This is a genomic window from Lentzea xinjiangensis, assembly GCF_900110955.1.
Taxonomy (GTDB): Bacteria; Actinomycetota; Actinomycetes; order Mycobacteriales; family Pseudonocardiaceae; genus Lentzea; species Lentzea xinjiangensis.
In genome coordinates, this window is record NZ_FOFR01000005.1 from 219,124 (window position 1) to 231,309 (window position 12,186).

15 protein-coding genes are annotated in these 12,186 nt (G+C 72.7%); 8 read left to right on the forward strand and 7 right to left on the reverse strand.

The genetic code is table 11. From position 1 onward, the window contains the following. Positions 1–61: 61 nt before the first annotated feature. The 4 genes from BMW88_RS14465 to BMW88_RS14480 all read right to left on the reverse strand — a co-directional run bounded on the left by BMW88_RS14465 (position 62) and on the right by BMW88_RS14480 (position 3,192). Positions 62–709, reverse strand: coding sequence for a hypothetical protein (locus BMW88_RS14465; RefSeq protein ID WP_177221101.1), 648 nt, complete (start codon positions 707–709; stop codon positions 62–64). 22 nt (positions 710–731) lie between these two features. Next, positions 732–1,592 (reverse strand): class A beta-lactamase, encoded by an 861-nt coding sequence (gene bla, locus BMW88_RS14470; protein WP_425434657.1) that lies wholly within the window; start codon positions 1,590–1,592, stop codon positions 732–734. A gap of 84 nt (positions 1,593–1,676) precedes the next feature. Then, on the reverse strand, positions 1,677–2,507 hold the full coding sequence (locus BMW88_RS14475) for a phosphatase PAP2 family protein (protein ID WP_245777781.1): 831 nt from the start codon (positions 2,505–2,507) through the stop codon (positions 1,677–1,679). 25 nt (positions 2,508–2,532) lie between these two features. Continuing rightward, positions 2,533–3,192: a TetR/AcrR family transcriptional regulator gene (locus tag BMW88_RS14480; protein ID WP_089951215.1), complete on the reverse strand. Its 660-nt coding sequence runs from the start codon at positions 3,190–3,192 to the stop codon at positions 2,533–2,535. A 207-nt stretch (positions 3,193–3,399) separates the two neighbouring features. On the opposite strand from BMW88_RS14480, the gene BMW88_RS14485 reads away from it, so the two are divergent. Continuing rightward, positions 3,400–3,963: an ester cyclase gene (locus BMW88_RS14485; protein ID WP_089951216.1), complete on the forward strand. Its 564-nt coding sequence runs from the start codon at positions 3,400–3,402 to the stop codon at positions 3,961–3,963. A 21-nt stretch (positions 3,964–3,984) separates the two neighbouring features. Here BMW88_RS14485 and BMW88_RS14490 read toward each other — a convergent pair whose 3' ends face one another. After that, positions 3,985–4,353: a hypothetical protein gene (locus tag BMW88_RS14490; RefSeq protein WP_143116075.1), complete on the reverse strand. Its 369-nt coding sequence runs from the start codon at positions 4,351–4,353 to the stop codon at positions 3,985–3,987. 97 nt (positions 4,354–4,450) lie between these two features. On the opposite strand from BMW88_RS14490, the gene BMW88_RS14495 reads away from it, so the two are divergent. Beyond that, positions 4,451–5,275 carry a class II glutamine amidotransferase gene (locus BMW88_RS14495; RefSeq protein WP_089951218.1) on the forward strand — a complete coding sequence of 275 codons (825 nt, stop codon included), beginning with the start codon at positions 4,451–4,453 and terminating at the stop codon, positions 5,273–5,275. Positions 5,276–5,293: 18 nt separating this feature from the next. Here the strand turns inward: BMW88_RS14495 and BMW88_RS14500 are convergent, their stop codons facing one another. After that, positions 5,294–6,103, reverse strand: a complete 810-nt coding sequence (locus tag BMW88_RS14500) for a hypothetical protein (RefSeq protein ID WP_089951219.1) — start codon at positions 6,101–6,103, stop codon at positions 5,294–5,296. Between the two features lie 100 nt (positions 6,104–6,203). On the opposite strand from BMW88_RS14500, the gene BMW88_RS14505 reads away from it, so the two are divergent. Beyond that, a complete protein-coding gene (locus tag BMW88_RS14505; protein ID WP_089951220.1) occupies positions 6,204–6,800 on the forward strand; it encodes a phosphoribosylanthranilate isomerase in 597 nt (198 codons plus the stop codon). 16 nt (positions 6,801–6,816) lie between these two features. Here the strand turns inward: BMW88_RS14505 and BMW88_RS14510 are convergent, their stop codons facing one another. After that, complete coding sequence (locus tag BMW88_RS14510) at positions 6,817–7,179, reverse strand: DUF4406 domain-containing protein (protein WP_177221102.1); 363 nt, start codon at positions 7,177–7,179, stop codon at positions 6,817–6,819. A gap of 49 nt (positions 7,180–7,228) precedes the next feature. On the opposite strand from BMW88_RS14510, the gene BMW88_RS14515 reads away from it, so the two are divergent. The 5 genes from BMW88_RS14515 to BMW88_RS14535 all read left to right on the forward strand — a co-directional run bounded on the left by BMW88_RS14515 (position 7,229) and on the right by BMW88_RS14535 (position 12,134). Beyond that, positions 7,229–7,969 carry a DeoR/GlpR family DNA-binding transcription regulator gene (locus BMW88_RS14515; RefSeq protein ID WP_089951221.1) on the forward strand — a complete coding sequence of 247 codons (741 nt, stop codon included), beginning with the start codon at positions 7,229–7,231 and terminating at the stop codon, positions 7,967–7,969. Between the two features lie 42 nt (positions 7,970–8,011). Continuing rightward, entirely contained in the window at positions 8,012–9,313 is a 1,302-nt protein-coding gene (locus BMW88_RS14520; RefSeq protein ID WP_089951222.1) for a cytochrome P450, read from the forward strand. 36 nt (positions 9,314–9,349) lie between these two features. After that, positions 9,350–9,640, forward strand: coding sequence for a hypothetical protein (locus BMW88_RS14525; RefSeq protein ID WP_177221103.1), 291 nt, complete (start codon positions 9,350–9,352; stop codon positions 9,638–9,640). Positions 9,641–9,709: 69 nt separating this feature from the next. Beyond that, positions 9,710–11,428 (forward strand): S8 family peptidase, encoded by a 1,719-nt coding sequence (locus tag BMW88_RS14530; protein ID WP_089951224.1) that lies wholly within the window; start codon positions 9,710–9,712, stop codon positions 11,426–11,428. Between the two features lie 64 nt (positions 11,429–11,492). After that, positions 11,493–12,134 carry a hypothetical protein gene (locus BMW88_RS14535; protein ID WP_089951225.1) on the forward strand — a complete coding sequence of 214 codons (642 nt, stop codon included), beginning with the start codon at positions 11,493–11,495 and terminating at the stop codon, positions 12,132–12,134. Positions 12,135–12,186: the final 52 nt, after the last annotated feature.

Genomic DNA, 12,186 nt, shown 5'->3' on the forward strand with positions numbered 1-12,186 from the left:
GGACTGGGGCGTGTCCCGTGCGGCTCCCCCGAGGGACGCACGGACGGTCGCAGTGCCGCTGCTACGAGATCTGTCCCGGAGGTGGGTGTGCGAGCGGGAACACCAGCGGCTCGACGAACGCGGGCTTCGCGACCCCGCCCGCCTCGTCCATCCGCGCCCGGAACCGGTGGTAGAAGGGCATCAGCAGGTCGCGTTCCCACTGCTGCGAGGTCTGACCCGCGTCGTACTTGCCCGCGTAGGGCTCGTTGAGCGGGTCGACGCCGACGACGAGCTTGAACTCGTCGGCGGGCAAGGCGTTCTTCACGTGCTCGAGCGCCGCGCCGGCCGCGCCGAGGAACGAGTCCTGGACGCCGTCGCGGTTGTGCCAGAAGTCGTAGGTGGCGGCGGTGACGGCGGTGTTGCTCTTCATGTTCTGGCCCCAGTGCACGCAGAGGCCGCACGACTCCCGGGGGTACCCGCTCGCGGCCCACGCGGGCGCGCCGTCGCCGGTGTACCAGCTCTCGGGGTTGAAGAGGTACCGCGAGTACAGGTCCTGGTGGAAGTCGAGGTAGACCCGGATCCCCTGGTCGGTGAACGCGCGCAGCTGGCTCGTCACGCCGTCGAGGTAGGTGTGGTCGATCCGGCCGCGCCGCGGCTCGATCCAGGCCCAGGGAGCGGTCGCAGCGGACCTCGGGGCGGTGAGGCAGCGGGGCCGGCCCCGCTGCCTCACCGGAGCACGCCGGTCCGCGCGATCAGCTGAACATCCCGGCGACCAGCTCGGCCGCCTTCGCCAGCAGCGGCTCGTCGGCGGGCGCGTCGGGCTCGGTGGCCTTGGTCGACAGCACGGCGATCACGATCGGCGAGCGGCCGGGCGGGAACGCGACACCGGCGTCGTTGGTGGTGCCGTGCTTGCCGGTGCCGGTCTTGTCGCCCCAGCGCCAGGCCGCCGGGAGCCCGGCGCGGATGCGGTTGCCGCCGGTGGTGTTGGCGAGCAGCCACTTCGTGAGCTGGTCGGCGTCGGCGCGGTCGAGGGCGTGCCCCAGGGTCAGCCGCGCGTAGCTCTGGCCGATGGCCCGCGGTGAGGTCGTGTCGGTGACGCGGCCAGGCTCGGCCGAGTTGAGCTCCGGCTCCCAGCGGTCGAGGCGCGTGACCGGGTCGCCGATCGAGCGGCTGAAGCGGCTGATCGCCGTCGGGCCGCCGAGCTCGCGCAGCAGCAGGTTGGCCGCGCAGTTGTCGCTGTAGGTGATGGTCGCCTCGCACAGCGCCGAGATCGTCATCCCGGCCGCGAGGTTCTCGGGCCTGCCGGTGATCGGGCCGTAGCCGGACTTGTCGACGTCGGCCTGCGTGTAGGTGATCACCTTGCCCAGCAACGTCCCGTCGTGGTCGCGCCGCAGGACCGCCGCCGCCGCGATGGTCTTGAACGTCGAGCACATCGGGAAGAGCTCGTCGGCCCGGTGCAGGACCGTGCGGCCGGTGGCCGTCTCCGCCGCGAACACGCCGAGGCGCGCGTTGTGCTGCCGTTCGAGCTCGCGCAACCTGCCGGTGATCGGCGACGCCTGCGCCTGGGCGGGCACCGCCACGGCCAGCGCCGCTCCGGCGCCCAGCGCCAGCACCGCACGTCGGTTGACACTCAACGTCTTGCCCCCTTCTGCTGAAACCTGTCCACAGGACAGGACGCGCGGGAGATCAACTGGTTGTCACTCGACTCGGCGCCAGCACCAGAGGAAGGCGAGCGCCGCGAGCAGCGACCCGGCCGAGGCGAACGAGCCGGCACCGAGGTAGATCACCCACTCGTCCGCGGTCGACCCCTCCGCGACCAGCGGGAACACCCACAGGGCCACGCCCAGCGCGAACGTCACGACGGCGACCACCGACCAGAACACCACCAGCACCACCCGGCCGGCACGGCGCGGCCCGGTGTGCGGCCGCAGGGATCCCCTGCGTTGCAGCCACCAGGACGCCAGCGCGGCGAGGGCCAGCGCGATGCCGTCGGCGGCGAGGGTGTCGCTCAGCCGGTGCCACTTCGCGGTGAGCGTGTAATGCCCGATCGCCGTCGCCCACGGCAGCACGAAGAAGAGCAGGACGCCCCGCCACTTCCACGGCACCACGATGATCGCGGCGAACAGCACGGTCATCGCGATCGTCGTGTGTCCACTCGGGAGGCTGTTGCGCGCGTAGTCGCCGGTGACCTCGACCAGCGCCGGTCGCGGCAGGACGAACCGCTTGAGCACCTGCGCGACGACCTGTCCCGCGACGATCACGCCGACGGCCGCGGCCGCCAGGTCCCAGCGCCGGCGCAGCGCCCCGGCCAGCGCCACCGCCACGACCGCGGCGGCCAGCGAGTACACGGTGATCTGGCCCAGCGCCTGCCAGGCGGCATCCGTCTCGGACACGTCGTCCCGGTCGGCGCCGCGCAGGGCCGCGTTCTCGATCGCCTGACCGGCCTTCGTCAGCACCGCGAGCACGTACACGACGGCCGCGAAGACGAACCCCGCCGCCGCGACCACCAGCCACCGCCGTCGATCCACGGGTGGCAGTGTGCCGCCGTTCGGCCTAACGCGCCGCGTGAAGATCAATGCGGGCGAGCACCGCGCCGATCGCGAGGTCCACCGCGTACTCGAACTCCGCCTGCCGGTCGAACTCCGCCAGGTGCGGCGCCGTCGCGACGACGGCCGGCAGTCCCGACGACTCCAGCACGGCCCGGCGCGCCCCGTCGTCGCCCCCGAACGACGGAGCCGCCGACACCTCGCGCAACAACGTCCCGATCATCGTCGCGAGCAGCACGCGCAGCAGGTGCACCGCCTGCTGCGCCGGCGCCCCCGCCGCCAGCAGCACCGCCAGCACCGCGTCGACGGGCGCGAGCCCCTCCAGCGACGACAACTGGCGGGTGAGCACCAGCGGCGCCGCACCGGGGTGGGCCAGGGCGCGGGAGCGGAAGGCGTGCGCGATGGCGCGCAGGTCGGCCCGCGGGTCACCGGCCGGCTCCGGCAGGACCAGGCCGCCGAGCAGGTGCTCGGCGACGGCGTCGAGCAGGCCGTCCTTGCCGTCGACGTGGTTGTAGAGGCTCTTCGCGTCCACACCGAGCACGCGTGCCACCGACCGCATGCCCACCGCGGCGACGCCGTCCGCGTCGATCACCCGCAGCGTCGCCGCGACGATCGACTCGCGGGACAGCAGCGGCGTGCGCGGGCGGCCTCGGCGGGTCTCGGTCACCCGGCCATTGTGCCTTGCGGATGCCCACGGTGTGGGTTTAACCTCGGGACGCAATAACCCACACCGTGGGTATTGGAGGGGTGCCGCGCTTCCCGTGCAACCGCGGGCAGGTCCGCGACGACGAACCGGCGGCCGTGGCCGAGCCGCGACCGCCGGAACGGAGATCGACACGCTCGTCCAGCCACGGCAGTCCACTGAGGAGCTTCGATGCGATCCCGTTTCGCCCTGCCGAGCGAGGACGTCCTGCGCGCCCGCGAGAAGCTGGTGCTCGACCACTTCCGGGACGAGGTGGCGCACGACTGGGACGCCACGCTGTCGACGTTCCCGCACCCCCACTACGAGATCATCGCCCAGATGGTCGTCCACGACGGCGACAGCGCGGTGCGGCAGTACTACGCCGACACGCGCGTGGCGTTCCCCGACCAGCACCACGAGCTGATCTCGTTCCGGCACAGCGTCGACGCCGTGATCGTGGAGTTCTGGCTGATCGGCACGCACCTCGGGCCGCTGGGCAAGATCCCCGCGACCGGCGGCGCGCACCGCACGCGCATGAACGCCTACTTCATCTTCGACGAGAACGAGAACCTCGTCGCCGAGCGGGTCTACTTCGACCAGCTCAGCGTGCTCAAGCAGGTGATCGGCGGGATCGACCGGAAGAAGCCCGGCGGGCTGCGCAAGCTGCTGCAGGTGCTGCGCGGCGTGCTCGCGATGTCGGGCGGTGAGCCGGACCGGCGCCTGGTCGACACCACGCCGCCGGCGTTCGACCGCTGACGCGCGCCCGGACGGGCGGGGTCACCGCCGGTCGGTGCCGCTCCAGCCGGAGGGGATCCGCTCGGTGGCCTCGGGGTCGACGGCGTGCCGGGCGAGGTGCCTGCCGGGCTTCGGCTTCTTGCCCAGCACCATCAGGACCACGGCCACGACCAGGCCGAGGGTGGCGAGCCCGGCCGCGACCGCGCGAGCGGCCGGGTGGTCCAGGACCAGCGTGCTGATGGTCAGCGCGAGCACGAGCGCCGCGATCGGACCGATGACCGCGATGTCGTGGCGGTCCTCGCCCGTCTCGACGGTCTCCACCGGCGCCCCCACAGGCGGCGTGACTTCGATCGTCTCGAAGTTCCCGCGCTGGTCGTAGGGCGGTGGCCGCAAGCCCGGAGGAACCGTCACGCGGCCATGCTGCCCGAGGAGGGCGCGTCGCCGCAAACCTCGCGATCCGGTCTGCTACGTGTTCCCCTGTCGGAGCTGGGGTGTCAGGAGGTTCGTCATGTGCCGGTGGCTCGCGTACTCCGGTTCGCCGGTCTTGCTCGAGGAGCTGCTCTACGCGCCGGAGAACTCGTTGGTCATGCAGTCCAAGCACGCCCGCCTCGGCGCGACCGCGGTGAACGGCGACGGGTTCGGCATCGGCTGGTACGGCAGCACGAGCACCCCGGGGCTGTTCCTGAGCACCGAGCCGGCCTGGAACGACCTCAACCTGCGGGAGCTGTCCGCGCAGATCACCGTCGACCGGGTCTTCGCGCACGTGCGGGCGTCCACCGGCGGCGCGGTGCAGCGCTCGAACTGCCACCCGTTCCGCTACCGGAACTGGTTGTGGATGCACAACGGTCTGATCGCGAAGTACCCGCTGGTGCGGCGCGAGCTCGTGCTGGCGGTCGACCCGGAGCTGTTCCCGCTCATCGAGGGCTCGACGGACTCCGAGGTCATGTTCTACCTCGCGGTCAGCTTCGGGCTGGAGCAGGACCCGCCCGGCGCCGTGGCGCGCATGGTCGCCTTCATCGAGGACGTCGGCAGGCGCGCGGGCGTCGAGCACCCGGTCCAGATGACCGTCGCGGTCACCGACGGCTCGACGACCTGGGCGTTCCGCTACTCGAGCCGCGGCAGGTCGCGGACGCTCTTCCACAGCACCGACGTCTCGACGCTGCGCCGCCAGTACCCGGACAACCCCGCGCTGCACGACCTCGCCGACGACTCGCGGCTCATCGTGTCCGAACCGCTGGGCGACCTGGTCGGGGCGTGGCAGGAGGTGCCGGAGTCGACGTGCGTGGTCGTGCGGCCCGCGGTCGAGGAGGAATTGCTGCCGTTCAAGCCGTGAGCGGTGCGTTGCGGGACGTCAGCTCCCGGACGCCCGGCGCAGCACGACCCACACCTCACCGGGCCGTTCCACCAGCCCAGGGTGCCAGAGCGGCGCGACGGCCCGGGTCAGCTCGTTCGCACGGTCCAGCAGGCCGCTGACCGCGGGCTCGCCGACGACGACCACCGCGGTCCAGTCCGTCCACGCGAGCAGGTGGTCCCGCGTCACCCCGAACCGCTGCTCCAGCACCGTCATCAGCTCGTGCCCGGTGTCCGGTCCCGCCTCGGCGTCGCCGACGTCGGGCACCTCGGCGTCCCGCGGCTCCCGGACGTCCTCCCGGACGTCCTCGCGGTCTTCCTCGACGTGGTGCTCCGACCAGACGTGCTTGGCGATCGAGTGGATGCTCGAGATCATGCCGTCGGTCTGTTCCTCGGTCATGACCAGCGTGACCGAACGTCCGTCGGTCAGCGTGAAGGTGAGTTCGGCCTCCGGGACGTCACCGCTTCCCGGCACCGCCTCCACGGCTCCGGCCACCTCGCCGCTCAGCACGGAGTCCGCGGGACTCTCGCGGCCCATGCGCAACGACGGCAGGTTGGCGGCCATGTCCACGACGAGCCGTGCCGCGGTGAAGAGTGCGTCCTTGTCGCGGAACTCCTTGCGGCTGCTGGTGAGCGTGCGCCCGATGCCGGTCGGACCCGCGTTGGCCTCCACCACGCCGCCGCGGTGCTCGCCATCCCATCTCGCGTGCACGACGACGCCGTTGGCCAGGCGCTTGCGGTAGTTCTCGACGTGGCCGTGGCGGGCGAACTCCCACCCGGCCACCGACTCGGGCCACTCCTCGTCGCGCAACGGCTTTCCTCCCGGCTGAATCGCACCATTCGACGCGGCGCGCCCGGAGGTCGTTCCGGGCTCATCGGCTCCGTGCGGGACGCGGCATAGGATCGGTGACGTGTTCGTGAAGCTCTGCGGTCTGCGCACCGAGTCCGACGTCGCCGTGGCGGTCGACGCGGGCGCCGACGCCGTTGGTTTCGTGCTGACGGCCAGCCCTCGCCAGATCGATGCCGACCTGGCGTGCGCACTCGTCGCAACCGTGCCGGCGCACGTGCTGACCGTCGCCGTCGTCCGTGGCATCACCGCCACCGAGGCGGGTGAACTGGCGCTGAAGACCGGTGTGCAGGCGTTGCAGTTGCACGGCGACTACCCGAAGGAAGCGTTCGACGAGCTGGCAGGCCTGCCGCTGCGGTTGGTCCGGGCCACCGCGCTGGGGCCGGACACCGACGTGCGGACCGGCGCGTTCGGCGAGGAGCTGCTGCTGATCGACTCGCCGGTGGCGGGTTCGGGTGAGCAGTGGGACATCACGCGGCTCGACGAGCGCCGCCCGTCGGGGCGGTGGCTGCTGGCGGGCGGGCTCTCGCCGGACACCGTCGCCGGGGCGATCGGCGTGGCGCGGCCGTGGGGGGTCGACGTGTCCAGCGGCATCGAGTCGAGCCGCGGGGTGAAGGACCACGGCCGGATGCGCGAGTTCGTCGCCGCCGCGCGCGGCTAGGCCGGACGATCCGCCGCTAGGCCGCGCGATACCCCGGGATCTCCTCCACCCGCTCGTACACGGGCAGTCCCCGTTCCCGCGCGATCCGCACGTCCTCGTCCGCACCCGCGGACTCGCCCGGCAGCCGTAGAACCGCGTCGCAGTGCCGCAGCAGCCGCTCGGCGGCCGGGTACATGATCTCCGCCGCGATCGGGTCCGCCGGCGACGCGCCGCCCGCGCCCCGCAGCACGGGCAGCGCCACCCACTCGCCGATCATCGGCACGTGCCCGCTGCGGAAGATCGGCCACGCCGCCTCCTCCAGCCGTTCGAGGTTGCGCGCCATCAGTGCGGGGTCGTCCCCGGTGCCCGAGCGGTACGGGCCTGCGATCAGAATCAGCATGGCTCCGACCCTAACGTGCAACACTCGGCAAAAACAAGGAGAAACGTGCATGCTGGCCGCCCAACGCCGTGATCTGCTGCTGGAACGACTGCGCACCGACGGCCGCATCGTCGCCAAAGACCTGGCCGCGGAAGTCGGCATCTCCGAGGACACGATCCGCCGGGACCTGCGGGACCTCGCGGCGGCCGGGCTCTGCCAACGCGTGTACGGCGGCGCGCTGCCGGTGTCACCCGCCATCGCCGACTACACAACGCGCCAAAACGTGCAGACCGACGGCAAGGAGCGGGTCGCGCGTGCGGCGGCCGCGTTGATCGAGCCCAACATGACCGTGATCCTCGACGGCGGCACGACCACTCTCGCCGTCGTACGCGCGCTGCCGCCCGATCTGCACGCCACGGTTGTCACCCACAGTCCGACGATCGCGAGCGCGTTGGAGACGCACGAGAACGTGGACGTCTACGTGATCGGCGGACGGCTGTTCAAGCACTCGATGGTCGCCTGCGGCGCCGCCGCTGTGGAGGCCGCACGGGGCGTGCACGCCGATGTGTTCCTGCTCGGCGTCACGGGTGTGCACCCCGAGGCGGGGCTCACGACCGGCGACGCGGACGAGGCCGCGATGAAACGCGCGCTCGCGCACCAGGCCGCGGACACCTACGTGCTGGCGAGCTCGGAGAAGATCGGCGCGGCGTCGCGGTTCTCGGTGCTGCCGTTCGCCGAGGTCGCCGGGGTGGTCACGGACGCGGACACCCCGCTCGTGCGCGGCCTGGAGGTGCCCGTCATCCCCGCGTGAGCCCTTGACCCGCCGTGGCACAGGAGGCACGCTGCGGAACCGATGAGTCTCGCTGACGAGCACGTCAAACCGGCGGTGCGCTGGGGCATCGGCCACGCCCTGCCGCGGACGGTGCTGCGCCTGGCCGCCCGCCGCGGTGACCTGCAGGGCCGCCTCACCGTCGAGGCGTCCACCGGCGCCGACCTGACCGGCCTGTTCGACGAGATCCGCGCCCACGGCCCGCTCGCCGCCACGAGGGTCGGCCACACCACCACCCGGCACGCGGTCGTCAAGGCGGTCCTGGGCGACGACGCCTTCGTCACCGCGCGCCCGCGGTTCGGCGCTGGCGTCCTCGGCAAGCTCGCCGCCTGGTCCGACACGGACGCGCTGCACCCCGTCCGCCCACCGTCGTTGCTCGCCGTCGAGCCGCCGGCGCACACCCGCTACCGCAAGCTCGTCACCCGCGTCTTCACCGCCCGCGCCGTCGAACGGCTGCGCGAACGCACGCAGCAGATCGCGAACGAGCTCCTCGACGGTCTCGACCCCACTCAGCCGGTCGACCTGGTCGAGGCCTACTGCGGCCTGCTGCCGGTCACCGTCATCAGCGAGATCCTCGGCGTCCCCGCGCGGGAGCGCGCGACCGTCCTCGCGCTGGGCGCGGCGGCCGCCCCGAGCCTGGACCTGGGCCTGTCGTGGCGCGTCTTCCGCGGCGTCGAGACCAGCCTCGCCACGTTCGACGCCTGGCTCACCCGCCACCTCGACGCCCTGCGCGCGAACCCCGGCGACAACCTGCTCAGCCACCTGATCACCGCCCGCGAGGACGGCGCCGGCCTCAGCGAACGCGAGCTCAAGGCCACCGCGGGACTCGTGCTGGCCGCCGGCTTCGAGACCACCGTCAACCTCCTCGGCAACGGCATCGCGCTGCTGAGCGGCAACCCCGGCCGGCTCGACGCCGTGCGGGCCGCCCCCGGGCTGTGGGGCAACGCCGTCGACGAGGTGCTGCGCTTCGACCCGCCGGTGCTGCTCACCGGCCGGCTGTGCGCCCGCGACACCGCGGTCGCCGGCGTTCCGGTCCGCCGCGGCCGGCTCGTCACGACGGTGCTCGCGGGCGCGAACCGCGACCCGGAGGTCTTCGCGAACCCCGGCGCGTTCGACGTCACCCGCCCGAACGCCCGCGACCACGTCTCGTTCGGCGCGGGCCGCCACCACTGCCTCGGCGCGCAGCTCGCGCGCATGGAGGGGGAGATCGGCCTGCGCACGATCTTCGAGCGCTTCCCCCGGTTGCGCCTCCTGCCCGGCGCGCGCCGCCGGCCGACCCGCGTCCTGCGCGGCTTCGAAAGCCTCCCGGCCGTTCTCGGCGGGTGACCGGCGGCCCGACCCGCGTGCTGTCCGCACCGGATCGTGGCTGTTCAGGCCCACCGGCCACCGATGGCCGCCCGCCGGGCCGGGGAGACGGCGCTCGTGACCGCCGCCCACCTCACCACGGCGGGCATCGGGTTCCACTTCTTCGACTACGGCGACGGCAGCGGCTGGGCGCCGGGCTGCATCGGCAAGCACGCCGAGGAGGCGTGCGTGCAGGCGGACATGAACCACTTCGTCGGCCTGGTCACGCGCCTGACGTGCGAGTTCGGCGTCGGCCGAACGGAGCATTTCCGCGAGCGCGCGTCCCGGACGACGTCCAGCCTCGTCTAATGGCGTGACGGGCCCCTGCACCCGCGCACCACGCGCGGGCATCGCCCGCTAGGCAGTGTTGGAGGAACAGTGTTCTCACGTTCACGTTCTCGCCTGCGCACCGCGGCCATCGCCGCGGTCGTGGGCGCGGGTGTGCTGACGGCGGCCACCCCCGCCGCCGCGGCACCTCTCGCGGGCACGCGCTCGTACCTCGTCATCACCGCGCCGGGAGCCACCGCCGGGGTCACGGCGTCGATCACGGGCAACAGCGGCACCGTGTGGAGCAGCTACGACGCGATCGGCGTCATCGTCGCCCACTCGGGCGCGGCCGACTTCGCGAGCCGGATGCGCGCCGTCGCCGGTGTGCAGAAGGTCGGCGCCACCCGCACGTCGGACGTCCCCGCCGAGGCGGCGAACCCGGCGATCCCCGCCGCTCCGGCGCAGGCGACGCCGGCGACGACCGAGCCGGTGCGCGCGGACATGAGCCAGATCGGCGCGGACAGGGCCTGGGCGGTCAACCCGGGGTCGGCGGGCGTCACGGTCGGGGTGCTCGACACCGGCGTCGACGACCTGCACGACGACCTCAAGCCCAACTTCGACGCGGCCAACTCCGCCTCCTGCGCCTACGGCAAGCTCGACACCCGCGCCGGGTCGTGGCGCGACACCGACACCCACGGCACGCACGTCGCCGGCACCATCGCGGCGGCGAAGAACGGCCGCGGCGTGGTCGGTGTCGCTCCCGGCGTCAAGATCGCCTCGGTGCGCATCGCCGAGCAGCCCAGCGGGCTGTTCTTCCCGGAGAACACCATCTGCGCCATGGTCTTCTCCGGTGACCGCGGCTTCGAGGTGACCAACAACAGCTACTACACCGATCCTTGGCTGTTCAACTGCCCGGACAACGCCGACCAGGACGCGATCCTGGAGGGCGTGCGGCGGGCCGTGGCCTACGCCGAGGGCAAGGGCGTGCTGAACGTCGCCGCGGCGGGCAACGAGAACTACAACCTCGCGAACAAGACCCGCGACTCGACGAGCCCGAACGACTCGACCCCGGTGCAGCGCACGGTCACCAACGCCTGCCTGAGCGTCCCGACCGAGGTCTCCGGCGTCGTCAGCGTCTCCTCGATCACCTCGGCCAACGGCAAGTCGTCGTTCTCCAACTACGGCACCGACAAGATCCACCTCGCCGCACCCGGTGACAGCGTCCACTCGACCGTGCCCGGCGGCCGCTACGGCGCCAAGTCCGGCACCTCGATGGCTTCCCCGCACGTCGCGGGCGTGGCGGCGCTGCTCAAGTCGGCCAACCCCACGGCCACCCCGGCCCGGCTCCGCGAGCTGCTCGCGGCCCAGGCCGACGACCTGAGCTGCACCGACAGCCGGTGCAGCGGCACCACCGCCAGGAACAACTTCTTCGGCGAGGGCCGCGTCGACGCGTTCGCCGCGGTCGGCACCGGCACCCCCGTCCCCGGCGGCGAGTTCGAGAACACCGCCGACGTCGCCATCCCGGACGCCGGTGCGGCGGTGACGAGCCCGATCACGGTCTCCGGCCTCACCGGCAACGCCCCGGCCGCGCTGAAGGTGGCCGTGAACATCACGCACACCTACCGCGGCGACCTGGTCATCGACCTGATCGCCCCGGACGGCACCGCCTACCGGCTCAAGGGCTCCGGCAACGACTCCGCCGACAACGTCGTGGCGACCTACTCGGTCGACGCCTCCGGCGAGGCCGCCAACGGCACGTGGAAGCTGCAGGTCCAGGACGTGGCGCGGGCCGACACCGGCTTCATCGACTCCTGGAAGCTGATTTTCTGACCGGCATTCGGACGAAACCCGGCGGCCGCGGCTAACTCCGGTCCGCGGTGAGCGATAGCAGGACGTGGAACCCGATCCGTGGCCGGCGGCCGCCGAGTCCCTCGACGAGCACGAACGCGACCAGGTGCTGGCCAGGCTGGCCGGCACCGTCGTGCAGCCCGGCCAGACCGAGCGGCTGGCCAGGGGTGAGCGGGACGTCGTGTTCCTGCTGCCCGACCGGCTCGTGCTGGTGCGGCCGGAGCCGTTCTGGACCGGCTCGCACGACCGCGGCCAGGTCGTGCGCATCCTGCTCGCCGCCGGTCACGTGCAGTTCGACCTGACCGGCGGCGAGAGCGTCGAGTTCTGGATCGACACCGAGCTCTCCCCCGCCGAGCCGTTCGTGGAGCAGGCCCGGAACTGGCTCGCGCCGCGCCGGAGCTCGGCGAGCGGCGCCGTCGCCGGGTTCGGGCTCGCGATCGTCCTCGCGCTGCTGTTCGCCTCCGGGCCGGTGGACCTGATTCCCGCCGACGACCGCCTCACCGCCCGCTCGACCTGCGGTGACTTCCTGCGGGCCGGTCTCGGCGAGCAGGTCGAGCTGCTCAGACGGCTGTTCGGGCAGGCGGGCAGGCCGGACGAGGCGGAGAAGCCGATGACGCTCGACGCGTCGAAGCGGCACTGCGGCGAGCACGGGGCCGCCACCCTCGACTCGCTCGTCACCGGGCGCTGAGCCCCTGGCCGCGCCGAAGGCCGCGGACCTCCGGCGCAGGCCCTATGGTGCG